The sequence below is a fragment of the Stenotrophomonas sp. Marseille-Q5258 genome (genome assembly GCF_946900935.1).
GTDB classification, from domain to species: domain Bacteria; phylum Pseudomonadota; class Gammaproteobacteria; order Xanthomonadales; family Xanthomonadaceae; genus Stenotrophomonas; species Stenotrophomonas nematodicola.
In genome coordinates this window covers 20,739-36,755 of the sequence record NZ_CAMPPN010000010.1, presented here as the reverse complement: position 1 = coordinate 36,755, position 16,017 = coordinate 20,739, and the positions used below count along the sequence as shown (strand labels likewise).

The following is a 16,017-nucleotide window of genomic DNA, read 5'->3' as shown; positions in this document are numbered from 1 at the left end:
ATGCGACGCAGTGTCGCGTGACAGGGCCGGCCAATGGCCGGAACACCGCGCTGCCTCGAGGGGCCCCTTACAGACCCTGCATCAACGCCATCTGCGCCGAGTGCGGCGGCTCGTCATGGGCCGGGGCGCACTTGTGGTAGTTGCCGTCCGCGTGCAGTTCCCAGGCGTTGAGGTTGTCATCCAAGTAGTTCTGCAGCACATCGCGGTACACCTTGCGTGCCAGTTCCGGGTCCAGGATCGGGAAACAGGTCTCGACCCGGCGCAGCAGGTTGCGCTCCAGCCAGTCGGCGCTGGCGCAGTACAGCTCGGCGGCGCCATCGTTGCCGAACCAGTACACCCGGCTGTGTTCCAGGAAGCGCCCGACGATCGAGCGCACCCGGATGTTGTCCGACACCCCCGGCACGCCGGGACGCAGCGTGCACGCGCCGCGCACGATCAGGTCGATCTGCACGCCGGCCTGCGAGGCGGCATACAGCGCCCGCACCACCTGGGGTTCGTTCAGTGCGTTCATCTTGGCGATGATCCGGCCCGGACGTCCGCTGGCGGCCAGCCGGGTTTCGCGTTCGATCCGCTGCAGCACGCCGGTGTGCAGGGTGAAGGGGGACTGCAGCAGGCGCTTGAGCTTCATCCGCGGGGCCAGCCCGGACAGCTGCTGGAACAGCAGGTGCACATCGTTGCCGATATCGGCATCGGCGGTGATCAGGCTCAGGTCGGTGTAGGCGCGTGCGGTGCCGCTGTGATAATTGCCGGTACCCAGGTGCACGTAGCGACGCAGCTTGCGGCCTTCGCGACGCACGATCAGCAGCATTTTGGCGTGGGTCTTGTAACCCACCACGCCGTACACCACCTGCACGCCGGCTTCCTGCAGGCGATCGGCCAGGCCGAGATTCGCCTCTTCGTCGAAGCGCGCGCGCAGTTCGACCACCACCGTGACGTCCTTGCCGTTGCGCGCGGCCTGGATCAGCGCATCGACGATCAGCGAGTCCTTGCCGGTGCGGTACAGCGTCTGCTTGATCGCCAGCACGTTGGGGTCGATCGCGGCCTGCTTGATCAGATCCAGCACGGCCGTGAACGCGTCGAACGGGTGGTGCAGCAGCACGTCCCTGCGCGCCACCACCTCGAAGATGCCGTCGCTGTCGCGCAGCGTGCGCGGGCTCATCGGCGGGTACTTCAGGTCCGGGCGGGCCAGCAGATCGTACAGCTGGACCACGCGGTTGAGGTTGACCGGCCCGTCGATGCGGTAGACCGCGTTCTCGGTCAGCCCGAAGTTCTGCAGCAGGGTGCGCACGATGTCGCGCGGGCAATCCTGCGCGATCTCCAGCCGCACCGCAGGCCGGTAGCCGCGGTCGACCAGCTCGTCGCGCAGCGCCAACGCCAGGTTCTCCACCTCTTCCTCGTCCACCACCAGTTCGGAGTTGCGGGTGACGCGGAACTGGTAGGCGCCCTGGACCTCCATGCCCGGGAACAGCTCGTCCACGAAGGTGGACAGCACCGAGGACAGGAAGACATAGGTCTGCCCCCCGCCGAGCTTTTCCGGCAGCTGGATGATGCGCGGCAGCGAGCGCGGCGCACGCACGATGGCCAGGTGGCCGGCGCGGCCGAACGCGTCGGTGCCCTTGAGCACCACCACGATGTTCAGTGACTTGTTGAGGATCTTCGGGAACGGGTGCGACGGGTCCAGGCCCAGCGGCGACAGCACCGGCATGATCTCGTTGCGGAAGTAGGCACGCAGCCAGCGCTTCTGCCGATGGTTCCAGGAGTGGCGGCCGAGCACGTCGATGCCGGCCTCGTGCAGGGCCGGGCGCAGCGTGTCATTCCAGCAGCGGTACTGCTGATCGACCAGTTGCGCGGCGCGGTCGTGGATGGCGTTGAGGATCGCCTGCGGACTCATGCCGTCCGGGGCCGGCGGCAGACCGAATTCCTGCGCGTGGCGCACCGCGGCGGCGCGGATCTCGAAGAACTCGTCCAGGTTGGTGCAGGAAATGCACAGGAATCGCAGGCGCTCCAGCAGCGGCACCTGGGTATCCAGCGCCTGGGCCAACACCCGGAAGTTGAAGTCGAGCTGGGACAGCTCGCGGTTGATGTACAGCGCGGGGTCGCGCAGCGGGTCGCTGTCCACATTCACAACGGCTGGAACGAGATTGCTCATGCGGAAAAGTCCTCGGAAGAGGGAAGGGAGGCCAGCTCATTGCGCGCGCGCACGTGATCGGCATCGAAGTGGCAGGAGAACACGCTGCCCTTGCCGACCTCGCTCTGGATCTCCAGGCGGGCGTGGTGGAGGCCGAGAATGTGTTTGACGATCGACAGGCCCAGCCCGGTGCCGCCGCTTTCGCGTGAACGGCTGCTGGAGACACGGTAGAAGCGCTCGGTCAGGCGCGGCAGGTGGTTGGCCGGAATGCCGTAGCCGCTGTCGCGCACCGACAGTACCGCGCCGTCGCCTTCGCGTGCCAGTACCACCTCGACGCGGCCACCGGCGGGCGTGTAGCGCACGGCGTTGGTGACCAGGTTGGAGAAGGCGCTGTGCAGTTCCTTGTTGGAGCCCTGCAGGTCCACGCCGGCGCTGTCGACGATGCTGATCTGGTGGCGGCCCTGGCTGTGCGCCTCGGCCTCGCGGCGCAGGGTGGCCAGCATCGGCGTCATGGCCACCGTTTCTTCTTCGGTATGTTCCTGCGATTCCAGCCGCGACAGCGTCAGCAGGTCTTCCACCAGCTGGGCCATGCGCTGGGACTGCTTGCGCATCTCCTCCAGCATCGGGCCGGTGCCGGGGAAATCCTCCGGGTCCATCATGTCCAGGTAGCCGTGCACCACCGTCAGCGGCGTGCGCAGTTCGTGCGAGACATTGGCGACGAAGTCGCGGCGCACCTGCTCCAGTCGCAGCAGCTTGCTCACATCGCGCGCGATCAGCAGCCAGTAGTCGGGCGAGTAGGGAATCAGGCGCAGATTCAGGCGGATCGCCGGGTCCACCGGCGATGGCACGTCCAGGATCGGCTCGGCATTGCGGCCGCCCGCCAGCCAGTGCGCCAGCGGCATCGGCTGCAGGCGTTCGACCAGCGCCTCGCCGAGATCGCCAGGATGGTGCAGCCCGAGCAGCGAGGTTGCCGCTTCGTTGAACCACTGCACGCGCTGGCTGTTGCGATCCACCACCACCACCGCGTCGGGCAGCGCCGCGGCGGCGGCGCGGTAGCTGCGCAGCATGTCCAGCAGGCGCCGCTTGCGCGTGCGCATTTCCAGCTGGTTGCGGTACAGCAGCCGGTCCAGCTCATTCCACACGCCGGTGCCGTCGCCCACATCCCAGCGATGACGCGCGGTCAGCCGGCGCAGCACCCGCCGCAGCCGCCAGTAATGCCAGGCCAGCGCACCGATGGCCGCCAGCGCGATGCACATCCACACCTGTCCCAGCAGCAGGCCCAGAACGGCGGCCGCCAGCAGCAGGGTGGCCAGGGTAGCCAGCGTTTTCAACCAGGCGGAACGGATGTGGCGCGGCATTACAGTCTCGTAAAAAGTGTCCGTAGCGCGGGGCTCTGCCCGGCTGAATCAAGAGGATCTGCCCCGCGCTGGACGGGCTGGAATCAGGTGGCGGTGGAGAAACGGTAGCCCGCGCCGCGCACGGTCTGCACCATGTTCTCCGCACCGAACGGCTCCAGCGTCTTGCGCAGGCGGCGGATGTGCACGTCGATGGTACGTTCTTCAACATACACGCTGCCGCCCCACACGTGGTCGAGCAGCTGCGCGCGGGTATAGACCCGCTCGGGATGGGTCATGAAGAAGTGCAGCAGGCGGTACTCGGTGGGGCCGATCGGCACCGGCTGGTCGCCGGCGAACACGCGGTGCGCCGCGCCGTCGATACGGATCGTGCCGACCGCCACGCTGCCGTCTTCGTCATCGTCGCGCGCACGGCGCATCACCGCCCGGATACGCGCGAGCAGTTCGCGCGCCGAGAAGGGTTTGACCACGTAGTCGTCCACGCCGGCTTCCAGCCCACCGACGCGGTCATTTTCTTCGCCACGGGCGGTGAGCATGATGATCGGCACCTCACGGGTGAGGGCCTCCTTGCGCCAGCGCCGGGCCAGGTCCAGGCCGCTGGTGCCCGGGAGCATCCAGTCCAGCAGGATCAGGTCCGGGACGCGATCGGCGATGGCGGTCTGGGCCTCGCGGGCATCGCCGGCGTGGATCGGGTCGTAATCGCCCTTGCGCAGGGCGAACGCGACCATTTCGCGGATCGCGGGTTCGTCGTCGACGATCAGGATGCGTTTCTGCACGTGCCCACCGTAATGCTTATCAGACCGGGATTGAGCCCAGTAGACTACGGTTTCATGACATGTTTGTGACGACCGGGGCGGTATCGGTGCCCGGTGCCATCGGCCGGTCATGTGGACCGGGGCGGCGGCCGGCTCAGCGCCGGTCCAGATCGGGGTCCTGGATACCCTGCCGGCGCATTTCCAGCACCGTCGGCGTGATCGCCTCGATGCGGGCATCCACCCGTGCGCGGCCCACATAGTCCAGCGCGGGCTGGCGCTTGAGCGCCTGCAGCTGGATCAACGCCTGCTCCGGCCGGCCGCTGAGGAACGCCGCTTCGGCATAGGCCTCGCTGGCGCGGGTGGTGTCTCCGGCCAGTTCGCTGGCCCGGGCGAAACGGGTCTGGAACACCGGATCATTACCACTTTGCGACAGCAGCGGACGCAGCATCGCCTGCGCGCGCTGCCCGGCCTCGCGCCCGCCCTGCTCATTGAGGATGGCGGCGAAGGTCAACGCCACCGGTCGGCTGCCGGGATGCTGGCGCAGCAGGGCCTCGAAACGGGCGTTGGCCTGGGCCGGCTGGCCGGCGCGGGATTCGGCCTCGCCCAGGGCCAGCGCCACCCAGAGGTTGTCGGGGTGATCGCGCAGCAGGGCCTGCAGGTCGTCGCGGGCCTGGCCGGCGGCGCTGCTGCGCAGCCGGGCCAGGGCCAGCCCATAGCGCTGGGGCTCGGTCAGGCCGTCCTTCTGCGCGCGCTGCAGGTTTTCATATTCCTTCAGCACATCGCCGGGTGTGTCGGCGCTCAGCACCCGCAGCCGCTCGCGGGCCCACTCGAACTGCCCGGTGGCGCCGCGGCTGAGCGTGGTCACCGAGACCTGCATGGACGCCGGCAGCAGCGGATTGTTGCGCCGGACCAGCGGATCGGACAGCGCCGGGTCGGCCGGGTCCACGCGTTCCTCGCGCACGCCGCCGGGTACGGCGGTGGTCAGCAGCACGGTGTCCTTCTTCATCTGCTCGGCCCGGGATTTGGCCTCGCTGATGCGGGTGGTGGTGACCGGATGCGTCTGCAGGAAGTCCGGCACCGAATAGCCGCCGGCGTTGCCCCGCATCGAGGCGGACATGCGTTCGAAGAAGCCGGCCATCGCATCCACGTCGTAGCCACTGCGGGCCAGGGTGCGGATGCCGAGCCGGTCGGCTTCGGATTCATTGGACCGGGTGTAGTTGATCTGCCGCTGCTGCATCAGGCCCATGCCGGAGGTGATCGCCGCCATCGTCGCATCGCCCGAGGAGTTGCCCCCGGCCTGCTGCGCGGCGACCACCGCCGCCAGCATGCCCAGCAGGATCGGAATCTGGTCACGCTGGGCGCGTTCGACCCCACGCAGCACATGCTGCTGGGTGACGTGGGCGATTTCGTGGGACAGCACCGCCGCCACCTCGTCTTCGCGCTCGGCGGTCAGCACCAGCCCGGCATTGACCCCGATGTAGCCGCCCAGCGTGGCAAAGGCATTGATCTGGCGGTCCTTGAGCATGAAGAACGTGTAGGGCTGCCGCGGCTGGGCGCTGTTGGAACCCAGCCGTGCACCCATCGTCTGCAGCCAGTCGTCCACCAGCGGGTCATCGAGCAGATAGCCATAGTTGCGCAGTTCGCGCAGCATCATCCCGCCGTATTCGGCCTGGCGCGCCGGGGTCAGCAGTTCGCCGGCCGAGGAGCCGATGTCCGGCAGCTTGCTGTCCTGGGCCGAGGCCAGTGGCACGGCCAAGGCCAGGGTCAACGCAGCGGAAAGCAGCAGAGGGCGCAAACGAAGCTCCTGGAAGGGTGGGCAGGTACAGCTGGTACAGGGTGGCAGGGGGCCTGCAAATCTATGGTTAATCCACAGTGTTGCGGCGGTGACGTGGAAATTCCAGCGGGCCGCTACCATATACAGACACTCGTTCCGCTGTGGAGTTTCCCGTGAGCCAAGATGTCGCTTCCACCCCGGGTGGCACCCCCGCCATCACCATCTATTCGACCGCGGTCTGCCCCTATTGCGTGGCGGCCAAGAACTTCCTCAAGAGCAAGGGCCGCGACTGGACCGAAGTCCGGATTGACCTGGACCCGGTCGAGCGCGAAAAAATGATGGCCAGGACCCGCCGCACCAGCGTGCCGCAGATCTTCGTCGGCGAGGTTCACGTCGGTGGCTACGACGACATGATGGCGCTGCACCGCGCCGGCAAGCTCGAACCGCTGCTGGCCGGCGAGGGCCAGGCATGAGCGCGGCCGACGACGGCAGCCGGGACCGCATCGCCGAATTCACCGAATTCCGCCAGCGCATGAACCAGCGCATCCTCGGCGAGCCCAACCAGGTCGTGCGGCGCTTCTTCGCGCTGGATACCCAGACCTACCAGGCCGGCGCGCTGGATGTGAAGACCAAGGAGCTGCTCGGTCTGGTCGCCTCGATGGTGCTGCGCTGCGACGACTGCATCAGCTACCACGTGGCCCAGTGCAAGGACGCCGGCGTCACCCGCGAGGAGTTCTTCGAGACCTTCTCGGTCGGTCTGGTGGTCGGCGGCTCCATCGTGATTCCGCACCTGCGCCGCGCGGTGGACTTCCTGGACCAGCTCGAAGGTGGCGCCGCCGCCCCGGCCGTTCACGAACATTGACCGGAACTGTCCGGCCGGCGGTCGGGCGCCACCGGTTGTCTCTCCGCCACCGTACCGGCAGGTGCCAAGCGCAGGCCGGTACGGCCTGCGGTCTTGGACCAAAGGCTGATTTGGGGTCCCCGGGCCGGGTCAGGCATAATTGCGGGTGAAACTTCCCTTGCGCCGGTGCTTTCCGCACCTGCTGGACGGCGCTCCCCCTCGGTTCGGAAACAGATCAAATGACGCAGAAAATCACGGTCATCCGCGGTGACGGCATCGGCCCGGAGATCATGGACGCTACCCTGTTCGTGCTCGGCAAGCTGGACACCGGCTTTGAATACGAAGACGCCGACGCGGGTCTGGTCGCGCTGGAAAAGCACGGCGACCTGATGCCGGCGGCCACGCTGGAATCGATCGCACGCAACAAGATCGCCCTGAAGAGCCCGCTGACCACGCCGGTCGGTGGTGGCTTCACCTCGATCAACGTCAGCCTGCGTCGCCACTTCGACCTGTACGCCAACGTGCGTCCGGCGACCTCGTTCCCGAACACCAAGTCGCGCTTCGGCGACGGCGTGAACCTGATCACCGTCCGTGAGAACACCGAAGGCGCCTACCTGGCCGAAGGCCAGGAAGTCTCGGCCGACGGCGAAACCGCCTTCTCCGGTACCCGCATCACCCGCAAGGGCTCCGAGCGCATCGTGCGCTACGCCTTCGAGCTGGCCCGCAGCACCGGCCGCAAGAAGGTCACCGCCGTGCACAAGGCCAACATCATCAAGTCGACCTCGGGCCTGTTCCTGGCCGTGGCGCGCGAAGTGGCGGCCAAGTACCCGGACATCGAGTTCCAGGAAATGATCGTCGACAACGCCTGCATGCAGCTGGTGATGCGTCCGGAGCAGTTCGACATCATCGTCACCACCAACCTGTTCGGCGACATCATCTCCGACCTGTGCGCCGGCCTCGTCGGCGGGCTGGGCCTGGCCCCGGGCGCCAACATCGGTGAGAACGCGGCGATCTTCGAAGCCGTGCACGGCACCGCCCCGGACATCGCCGGCCAGGGCAAGGCCAATCCGTGCGCGCTGCTGCTCGCCGCCGCGCAGATGCTGGACCACGTCGGCCAGACCGAGAACGCCGAGCGCCTGCGCAAGGCCATCGTGGCCACGCTGGAAGCCAAGGATTCGCTGACCGGCGATCTCGGCGGCACCGGCAACACGATGGGCTTCGCCCAGGCCATCGCCAGCCGCCTGTAAGCGGTCCTGGCATCGCCTGGTACCTCCAGCGGGGCGCCTTCGGGCGCCCCGTTGCGTTTGCGTCGCACGCGGCGCGCAGTGCGACAGGAGCAAGGCAATGGAGTCGGTGTATCTGATCGTGGCCTTGGGCGCGATCGTGGCGGGATTCGTGCAGGGGCTGTCGGGGTTCGCCTTTGGCCTGGTCGCCATGTCGTTCTGGGCATGGACCCTGGATCCGCGTCTGGCGGCGACCCTGTCGGTGTTCGGCGCCCTGGTGGGGCAGGTGCTGGCGGCCTTCACCGTGCGCCGCGGCTTCGAGCTGCAGCGGCTGCTGCCGTTCGTGCTGGGGGGCCTGGCCGGCATTCCGCTCGGCGTGGCCGTGTTGCCGCACCTGGACATGGACTGGTTCAAGGCGCTGCTCGGCGGGCTGCTGGTGATCTGGTGCCCGGCCATGCTGATGGCGCGCGCATTGCCGCGGGTCACCGCCGGCGGTCGGATCGCGGATGCGGCGGTGGGGATGGCCGGTGGCGTGCTGGGTGGCATCGGTGGCTTCACCGGGACGCTGCCGACGCTGTGGTGCACGCTGCGTGGCATGGACAAGGATGCCCAGCGCGCCATTGTCCAGAACTTCAACCTGTCCATGCTGCTGGTGACGATGGGCATCTACCTGGCGACCGGTGTGGTCACCCGGCAGGTGCTGCCCCTGTTCGCGATCGTCGCACCGGCGATGCTGCTGCCCACCCTGTTCGGCGCAAAGCTGTACGTCGGCATCAGCGAGGCACGCTTCCGGCAGATCGTGCTGGGCCTGCTCACCGCCTCGGGCGTGGCGCTGCTCGCCTCGTCGGTGCCGGCGCTGCTGGCACGCGCGGGCTGATCAACGAAAAAGGGCGCCCGCAGGCGCCCTTTTCCGTGGTGAGGGTGCGGCGCTCAGCGGCTCTGCAGCTTGGACAGCAGGCGCAGGAACTCCACGTACAGCCACACCAGCGTGACCATCAGGCCGAACGCGCCGTACCACTCCATGTACTTGGGCGCGCGCGCGGCGGCACCGGTTTCGATGAAGTCGAAGTCCAGCACCAGGTTCAGCGCCGCCACCACCACCACGAACAGGCTGAAGGCGATGCCCCAGCCGCTGGCTTCGTGGATGACCGGCACATTGATGTTGAAGAAGCCCAGCACGAACGAGGCCAGGTACAGCAGTGCGATGCCGCCGGTGGCGGCCACGACGCCGAGCTTGAAGTTCTCGGTGACCTTGATCAGGCCGGTGCGGTAGGCCACCAGCAGGGCGAACAGGGTGCCGAAGGTGAGCAGCACGGCCTGGAACACGATGCCCGGGAACTTCATTTCGAACACGGCCGAGATCGCGCCGAGGAAGAAGCCTTCCACCAGTGCGTACAGCGGCGCGGTCACCGGCGACCACGCCTTCTTGAACACCGTGACCAGCGCCAGCACCAGGCCGCCGATCGCGCCGCCGACGGCGTAGATCATCGCGCCCGGCGCGATCTGCCCATCGGCACCAACGGTCTGGCTCCAGGCGAACGCAGCGGTCAGCACGGTGAGCAACAGCAGGATGCCGGTCTTGTTGACCGTGCCATTGATGGTCATCGCCTGGTCGGGTGAGCTCACGACCGAGCCGCTGGCCAGGTCGAGGAAGGTCGACTCGGAAAGGGCGGGATTACCGCTGCGCATTGTCAATCTCCTTGAAAGGGGTACGGTTTGGCCATCCGGCCGCTGTGTCGAGGATAGCCGAAGGAGGGGGAGTCGATGGCGACAGGTGAATCGATGTGTGAAAACCGTTGACAGATGCCTCGCTGATTCCCACAATAGCCGACTCTTTCGGGGGGAACCTCGGAGGGAAACAAAACCGCCGGGGTATAGCGCAGTCTGGTAGCGCGCCTGCTTTGGGAGCAGGATGTCGGGGGTTCGAATCCCTCTACCCCGACCAATCCGCTGCTCAGAACGGGATTGGAAATGCGACAATCCGGATCGAGCGCCCGTAGCTCAACTGGATAGAGCACCGGCCTTCTAAGCCGGCGGTTACAGGTTCGATTCCTGTCGGGCGCGCCATTCGGTGCAAGCGGTAGGAAGCAAAGGTTTCAGTGGTGGCTGTAGCTCAGTTGGTTAGAGTACCGGATTGTGATTCCGGTGGTCGGGGGTTCGAATCCCCTCAGCCACCCCACTGATCAGAACCTGGTTCACCGAAAGTGAATCAGGGTTGCAAAAAAGGGCAGTCACGTTACAATGTGCGCCTGCGTTTTCAGGGCTGTTAGCTCAGTTGGTAGAGCAGTTGACTCTTAATCAATAGGTCCAAGGTTCGAATCCTTGACAGCCCACCAAGACAGAAGCCATCCGGTCCGCCGGGTGGCTTTTTTCTTTGCCGGCACGGTGGTTTTTCTGCCGTTCAAACAAAGTGCTTGCATCCATCGCCAGGATTCCTGCATAATTCGCCTCCCGATTTTCGGGCTGTTAGCTCAGTTGGTAGAGCAGTTGACTCTTAATCAATAGGTCCAAGGTTCGAATCCTTGACAGCCCACCAAGACAGAAGCCGCCTGGTCCGCCAGGCGGCTTTTTTCTTTTCCTGGACCCGGACAGCAGCCCACGCACTGTCTGCAGCAAAGCCCCGCGACTGCGCGGCAGCGTCCGTCCGATGCCCCGATCCGGTCGGCTCTGTCGCCAGCCCCTGCACATCGCGTGGAGCCGGGCGGTGAAACAATGTGGGCGTGGACGCGCCTTCACCTACTCCCTCTCCCCGCTGGCTGGGGTCGCGGCGCCAGTGGCTTGAACGGCTGGCCCTGTGGGGCGGGGCGGTCGCGGTCGCGCTGGCGGCGATCCTGTTTGCCAAGGCCAGCGACGCGGCATTCGCCCTGTTCCGGCATATCTACGATGCTTCCCCGTGGTGGCCGCTGCTGCTGACCCCGACGGTGTTCGCCGTGCTGGCGTGGCTCACCCAGGGCGTGCTGCGGCCCACCCGCGGCAGCGGTATCCCGCAGGTGATTGCCGCGCTGGATACGCCCGATGCCGCGTTCCGCCAGCGCAATCTGTCGTTGCCGGTGTCCGTCGGCAAGCTCGGCTTGACCGTGCTGGCCCTGTTCGGTGGTGCGTCGGTGGGGCGCGAAGGGCCAACCGTCCACGTCGGTGCCAGCCTCATGTACGTGATCGGGCGCGCGCTGGGCTTCCGCGATCCGCGCCAGGCCACCCACTTCCTGCTGGCCGGCGGCGCAGCCGGCATCGCCGCCGCGTTCAATACCCCGCTGGCCGGCGTGGTGTTCGCGATCGAGGAGCTGTCCGGGCGTTTTGAGCACCGTTTCTCCGGCGCGTTGCTGACGGCCGTGATCGTCGGCGGCGTGGTCTCGCTCGGGCTGCTGGGCAACTACACCTACTTCGGCCGGGTGGGCGCGACGCTGCCGCTGGGCATCGGCTGGGTGGCGGTCCTGCTGTGCGGTGTGGTCGGTGGCCTGGGCGGCGGTCTGTTCAGTCGCCTGGTGCTGGCGGTGATGGATGGCCGGCCGCGCTGGCTCGGCCGCGCACGCACGGCCCGTCCGGTCCTGTTCGCCGCCGGCTGTGGCCTGCTGCTGGCGCTGCTCGGCCTGGTGTTCGGGGCCGGCGCGTTCGGGACCGGCTACGAACAGGCGCGGGGCCTGGTGCAGGGCCAGGCCCTGGTCGGACATGAGTTCGGGCTGATGAAGTTTGCCGCCAACCTGGTCTCCTACGCTGCCGGCATCCCGGGCGGGCTGTTCTCACCTGCGCTGGCGGTGGGCGCCGGCATCGGCCACAACCTCGCCGCGCTCCTGCCGGGGGTGGACCCGGCGGCGGTGGTGGTGCTGGGCATGTGCGCCTATCTGACCGGCGTGACCCAGGCGCCGCTGACCTCTGCGGTGATCTCGCTGGAGCTCACCAATACCAGCGATCTGCTGCTGCCCATTCTGGCGGCGGTGCTCGTCGCGCGGGCAACCTCGTCGTGGGTATGCCGCACGCCGATCTACCGGGCCCTGGCCGACCGGCTGCAGCAGGCCATGCCGCCACCCACCGCCGCCGCAACGCCGCCGGCGGCCGGTTAAGCAAGGTGATGATCTTCCTGTTTGTGCGTCCGCCTGCAACAATGCACAGCTGAGCGCACGCTCGCGAAAGTGGCGGAATTGGTAGACGCCCTGGATTTAGGTTCCAGTGCCGCAAGGCGTGGGGGTTCGAGTCCCCCCTTTCGCACCAGTGCGGGCCGGTTTGGCCCGCACCCATGACCAAGGGCACGTCCCGGATCCGGGAGACGGCCACATGCTGGGCGTGACGCGCCCTGTGACGTTCCCGGCCCTGTGCTGGCGGCGCTGGCCGTAATCGGCGAAACTACAGGGCTGCGGCGGGCAAGCGCGTTCACGACCCCGCGTCCAAAACCCGTTTCATCCATCACATCGTGCCGGGGCCCATGCCGCCGGTGGCAGGAGTCAACATGCAAGCTTCGATCGAATCCACCGGCAACCTGGAACGCCGCCTGACCTTCTCGCTGCCGGAAGACCGCCTGCAGACCCACATCAGCGGCCGTCTGGGCGAAATCGCCCGTACCGCGCGGATCAAGGGCTTCCGTCCGGGCAAGATCCCGGCCAAGGTGATCGAGCAGCGTTTCGGTCAGCAGGTCCGCAGCGAAGCCGTCGACGGCCTGCTGCGCGAAACCTTCGATGCCGCCCTGCGCGAGCATGAGCTGCGCATCGCCGGCACCCCGCGCATCGACAAGGGCGATGACGGCGAATTCTCCTTCGTGGCCACCGTCGAACTGGTGCCGGACTTCGGCGACGTGGACGTCAGCAAGCTGACCGTGGTGCGTCACACCGCCGAGATCAACGATGCCGACATCGACCAGATGATCCAGAACCTGCGCGAACAGCGCCGCAGCTGGAGCCCGGTCACCCGGGGTGCCCAGGACGGCGACCTGGTCGCGCTGGAAACCTGGTCGCAGGCCGGCGACGAGCGCCTGCCGGCCGAAGGCAGCGAAAAGGGCAGCGTGATCGTGGGCCAGGGCATGATGTTCGAGCAGATCGAACAGGGCCTGGTCGGTCTGGCCAAGGGTGAGGAAAAGACCCTCGACGTCGAGTTCCCGGCCGACTGGCGCGTGCCGGCGCTGGCGGGCAAGCAGGTCAAGGTCACCGTCAAGGCGGTGGACGTGTCCGAACCGGTGCTGCCGGAGGTCGATGCAGACTTCATCAAGAGCTTTGGTGTGAAGGGTGGCGATGTGGAGCAGTTCCGCAAGGACATCCGCGCCAACCTGGAGCGCGAGCTGAAGGGTGCGCTCATGAACCGCCTGCGCCGTGAAGTGGGTGAACAGCTGATCGCTGCCTATGCGTCGGTGGAAATGCCGCCGCGCCTGGTCGAGAACGAAGCCCGCGCCATGCTGGCCCAGCAGATCGAGCAGATCCGCCGCAGCGGCCGCAACCCGGGCGACGTCCCGGCCGATGCCCACGAAGGCTTCAAGGACGCCGCCGCCAAGCGCGTGCTCGTCGGCCTGCTGGTCGGTGAAGTGGCCCGCAGGAACGACCTGCGCCTGGACCCCAAGCGCCTGAATGAAACCATGCGCCTGATCGCCTCGACCTACGAAGAGCCGGAGCAGGTCATTGAGATGTACCGCAACGACCCCCAGCTGATGAGTGGGCTGCAGAACCGCGTGATGGAAGAGCAGGTGATCGACTGGATCGCCGAGCGCGCCCAGCACACCGAGCAGCAGATGTCGTTCCAGGACGCCATCCGTCAGTAAGCGGACGGCGTTTCACGCCCCGCGCTCCGGCGCGGGGTTGTCCCCCCCAAGATAGGTGCCTCACGTAATGGACAACCGAACCAAAGCCCTGAACCTGGTTCCGATGGTGGTCGAGCAGACCAGCCGCGGCGAGCGCGCCTATGACATCTATTCGCGCCTGTTGAAGGAGCGCCTGATCTTCCTCGTGGGCCCGATCGACGATCACATGGCCAACGTGGTGGTGGCGCAGTTGCTGTTCCTGGAGTCGGAGAATCCGGAAAAGGACATCAACATCTACATCAACTCGCCCGGTGGCGTGGTCACCGCCGGCATGGCGATCTACGACACCATGCAGTACATCAAGCCGAATGTGAGCACCACCTGCATCGGCCAGGCGGCCTCGATGGGCGCCCTCCTGCTGGCCGCGGGCGAAGCCGGCAAGCGCTATGCGCTGCCCAATTCGCGCGTGATGATCCACCAGCCGCTGGGCGGCTACCAGGGCCAGGCCACGGATATCGACATCCATGCGCGCGAGATCCTGACGCTGCGTTCGCGCCTGAATGAAATCCTGGCACGGCACACCGGTCAGTCGCTGGAGACCATCGCGCGCGATACCGAACGCGACAACTTCAAGAGCGCGTCCGAGGCGATGGCCTACGGGCTGGTCGATCAGGTGCTGGAACGTCGTCCGGAAGAGTCGATCCAGCCGGCGTGATGACGCCACCAGGCCGGCATTCCGGCTTGTTTCCGCAGGGTCGGGCAGGACTGGCGTCCTCCGGGCCCTGTGTTATTCTCGAATCGAACCCCCGTTCAGCGGGTGGGGTAACTGGGTAAGCGAAGCATGAGCGAAGACCGCCAAGGTCGTTCCACGGACAGCGGCAAGATCCTCTACTGCTCCTTCTGCGGTAAGAGCCAGCATGAGGTGCGCAAGCTGATTGCGGGTCCGAGCGTATTCATCTGCGATGAATGCGTGGAGCTGTGCAACGACATCATCCGTGAGGAGCTGGAGGAGAAGGCGCAGTCGGCACGCAGTTCGCTGCCCAAGCCGCGCGAGATCCTCGAGGTCCTGGACCAGTACGTGATCGGCCAGAACCGCGCCAAGCGCACGCTGGCCGTGGCCGTGTACAACCACTACAAGCGCATCGAGAGCCGCCAGAAGAACGACGACGTCGAGCTGGCGAAGTCGAACATCCTGCTGGTCGGTCCGACCGGTTCGGGCAAGACGCTGCTGGCCGAAACCCTGGCCCGCCTGCTCAACGTACCGTTCACCATGGCCGACGCCACCACGCTGACCGAAGCCGGTTACGTGGGCGAGGACGTGGAGAACATCATCCAGAAGCTGCTGCAGAAGTGCGACTACGACGTCGAGAAGGCACAGCAGGGCATCGTCTATATCGATGAAATCGACAAGATCTCGCGCAAGAGCGAGAACCCGTCGATTACCCGCGATGTGTCCGGCGAAGGCGTCCAGCAGGCCCTGCTGAAGCTGATCGAAGGCACCGTGGCCAGCGTTCCGCCGCAGGGCGGCCGCAAGCACCCCCAGCAGGAATTCCTGCAGGTGGACACCAAGAACATCCTGTTCATCTGCGGCGGCGCGTTTGCCGGGCTGGACAAGGTGATCCAGCAGCGGTCCAACGATTCGGGCGGCATCGGCTTCGGGGCCAAGGTCAAGAGCGCCGAGCGCAAGCAGGAAGTGGGCAAGGTGCTGGCCGAAGTCGAGCCGGAGGACCTGATCAAGTTTGGCCTGATTCCCGAGTTCGTCGGCCGCCTGCCGGTCGTGGCCACCCTGGAAGAGCTGGACGAAGCGGCCCTGGTGCGGATCCTGACCGAGCCGAAGAACGCCATCACCAAGCAGTTCAAGAAGCTGTTCGAGATGGAACACGTCGAGCTCGAGTTCCGTCCGGACGCCCTGGCTGCCATTGCCCGCAAGGCGCTCAAGCGCAAGACCGGTGCGCGCGGTCTGCGGACGATCGTCGAATCGGTTCTGCTGGACACCATGTACGACCTGCCGTCGGCAGAGAACGTCAGCAAGGTGGTGGTGGACGAATCGGTGATCGAACACAAGTCCGAACCGTACCTGATCTACCAGACGCCGCCGGCGCCTGAACAGAAGGCGGCTGGTGCTGAATAATCAGTTCAAGTAATTGAATTGAAAGAATTTTTTCAGAACAGCTTGCATCTAGAAGCCGATGGCCCCATAACGAGGCCATCGGCTTTTTTTGTAT

13 protein-coding genes and 6 tRNA genes are annotated in these 16,017 nt (G+C 66.4%); 14 read left to right on the top strand and 5 right to left on the bottom strand.

Annotation, left to right across the window (positions count from 1 at the left end):
- Positions 1-67: 67 nt before the first annotated feature.
- The 4 genes from ppk1 to OC534_RS07895 form a co-directional block, all read right to left on the bottom strand.
- Positions 68-2,149, bottom strand: a complete 2,082-nt coding sequence (ppk1, locus tag OC534_RS07910) for a polyphosphate kinase 1 (RefSeq protein WP_017357094.1) — start codon at positions 2,147-2,149, stop codon at positions 68-70.
- Positions 2,146-3,486 (bottom strand): phosphate regulon sensor histidine kinase PhoR, encoded by a 1,341-nt coding sequence (phoR, locus tag OC534_RS07905; protein ID WP_136005559.1) that lies wholly within the window; start codon positions 3,484-3,486, stop codon positions 2,146-2,148. The genes ppk1 and phoR overlap by 4 nt, the downstream gene beginning before the upstream one ends.
- Before the next feature lie 83 nt (positions 3,487-3,569).
- Positions 3,570-4,259: a phosphate regulon transcriptional regulator PhoB gene (gene phoB, locus OC534_RS07900; protein ID WP_017357317.1), complete on the bottom strand. Its 690-nt coding sequence runs from the start codon at positions 4,257-4,259 to the stop codon at positions 3,570-3,572.
- A gap of 133 nt (positions 4,260-4,392) precedes the next feature.
- Positions 4,393-6,033 carry a M48 family metalloprotease gene (locus tag OC534_RS07895; RefSeq protein WP_136005563.1) on the bottom strand — a complete coding sequence of 547 codons (1,641 nt, stop codon included), beginning with the start codon at positions 6,031-6,033 and terminating at the stop codon, positions 4,393-4,395.
- Between the two features lie 152 nt (positions 6,034-6,185).
- Between OC534_RS07895 and grxC the strand changes: the two genes are divergently transcribed.
- The 4 genes from grxC (at position 6,186) to OC534_RS07875 (ending at position 8,953) form a co-directional block, all read left to right on the top strand.
- Complete coding sequence (gene grxC / locus OC534_RS07890; protein WP_017357319.1) at positions 6,186-6,485, top strand: glutaredoxin 3; 300 nt, start codon at positions 6,186-6,188, stop codon at positions 6,483-6,485.
- On the top strand, positions 6,482-6,874 hold the full coding sequence (locus tag OC534_RS07885; RefSeq protein WP_017357320.1) for a carboxymuconolactone decarboxylase family protein: 393 nt from the start codon (positions 6,482-6,484) through the stop codon (positions 6,872-6,874). The genes grxC and OC534_RS07885 overlap by 4 nt, the downstream gene beginning before the upstream one ends.
- 218 nt (positions 6,875-7,092) lie before the next feature.
- Positions 7,093-8,100, top strand: coding sequence for an isocitrate dehydrogenase (locus tag OC534_RS07880; RefSeq protein ID WP_136005567.1), 1,008 nt, complete (start codon positions 7,093-7,095; stop codon positions 8,098-8,100).
- A 97-nt stretch (positions 8,101-8,197) separates the two neighbouring features.
- Positions 8,198-8,953, top strand: coding sequence for a sulfite exporter TauE/SafE family protein (locus OC534_RS07875; RefSeq protein ID WP_136005569.1), 756 nt, complete (start codon positions 8,198-8,200; stop codon positions 8,951-8,953).
- Positions 8,954-9,006: 53 nt separating this feature from the next.
- Here the strand turns inward: OC534_RS07875 and OC534_RS07870 are convergent, their stop codons facing one another.
- Positions 9,007-9,765: a Bax inhibitor-1/YccA family protein gene (locus OC534_RS07870; protein WP_017357323.1), complete on the bottom strand. Its 759-nt coding sequence runs from the start codon at positions 9,763-9,765 to the stop codon at positions 9,007-9,009.
- A gap of 179 nt (positions 9,766-9,944) precedes the next feature.
- Between OC534_RS07870 and OC534_RS07865 the strand changes: the two genes are divergently transcribed.
- From OC534_RS07865 to clpX, 10 genes are all read left to right on the top strand, one after another.
- Positions 9,945-10,021: transfer RNA gene (locus OC534_RS07865), tRNA-Pro, on the top strand.
- A 45-nt stretch (positions 10,022-10,066) separates the two neighbouring features.
- Positions 10,067-10,143, top strand: a tRNA-Arg gene (locus tag OC534_RS07860).
- Between the two features lie 35 nt (positions 10,144-10,178).
- A tRNA-His gene (locus tag OC534_RS07855) sits at positions 10,179-10,255 on the top strand.
- An 81-nt stretch (positions 10,256-10,336) separates the two neighbouring features.
- Positions 10,337-10,412: transfer RNA gene (locus OC534_RS07850), tRNA-Lys, on the top strand.
- A 124-nt stretch (positions 10,413-10,536) separates the two neighbouring features.
- A tRNA-Lys gene (locus OC534_RS07845) sits at positions 10,537-10,612 on the top strand.
- A gap of 220 nt (positions 10,613-10,832) precedes the next feature.
- A complete protein-coding gene (locus OC534_RS07840) occupies positions 10,833-12,134 on the top strand; it encodes a chloride channel protein (protein WP_262071666.1) in 1,302 nt (433 codons plus the stop codon).
- A gap of 63 nt (positions 12,135-12,197) precedes the next feature.
- Positions 12,198-12,282, top strand: a tRNA-Leu gene (locus OC534_RS07835).
- A gap of 235 nt (positions 12,283-12,517) precedes the next feature.
- Entirely contained in the window at positions 12,518-13,813 is a 1,296-nt protein-coding gene (gene tig, locus OC534_RS07830; protein WP_153164568.1) for a trigger factor, read from the top strand.
- Between the two features lie 67 nt (positions 13,814-13,880).
- Positions 13,881-14,507, top strand: coding sequence for an ATP-dependent Clp endopeptidase proteolytic subunit ClpP (gene clpP, locus OC534_RS07825; RefSeq protein ID WP_017356989.1), 627 nt, complete (start codon positions 13,881-13,883; stop codon positions 14,505-14,507).
- 126 nt (positions 14,508-14,633) lie between these two features.
- On the top strand, positions 14,634-15,923 hold the full coding sequence (clpX, locus tag OC534_RS07820; protein WP_017356990.1) for an ATP-dependent Clp protease ATP-binding subunit ClpX: 1,290 nt from the start codon (positions 14,634-14,636) through the stop codon (positions 15,921-15,923).
- The last annotated feature ends 94 nt before the right edge of the window (positions 15,924-16,017 follow it).

Coding starts and splice junctions, on each gene's coding strand:
- clpP (WP_017356989.1), top strand. CDS start 13,881: ATGGACAACCGAACCAAAGCCCTGAACCTGGTTCCGATGGTGGTCGAG.
- phoR (WP_136005559.1), bottom strand. CDS start 3,486: ATGCCGCGCCACATCCGTTCCGCCTGGTTGAAAACGCTGGCTACCCTG.
- OC534_RS07875 (WP_136005569.1), top strand. CDS start 8,198: ATGGAGTCGGTGTATCTGATCGTGGCCTTGGGCGCGATCGTGGCGGGA.
- OC534_RS07880 (WP_136005567.1), top strand. CDS start 7,093: ATGACGCAGAAAATCACGGTCATCCGCGGTGACGGCATCGGCCCGGAG.
- OC534_RS07870 (WP_017357323.1), bottom strand. CDS start 9,765: ATGCGCAGCGGTAATCCCGCCCTTTCCGAGTCGACCTTCCTCGACCTG.
- ppk1 (WP_017357094.1), bottom strand. CDS start 2,149: ATGAGCAATCTCGTTCCAGCCGTTGTGAATGTGGACAGCGACCCGCTG.
- OC534_RS07885 (WP_017357320.1), top strand. CDS start 6,482: ATGAGCGCGGCCGACGACGGCAGCCGGGACCGCATCGCCGAATTCACC.
- clpX (WP_017356990.1), top strand. CDS start 14,634: ATGAGCGAAGACCGCCAAGGTCGTTCCACGGACAGCGGCAAGATCCTC.
- tig (WP_153164568.1), top strand. CDS start 12,518: ATGCAAGCTTCGATCGAATCCACCGGCAACCTGGAACGCCGCCTGACC.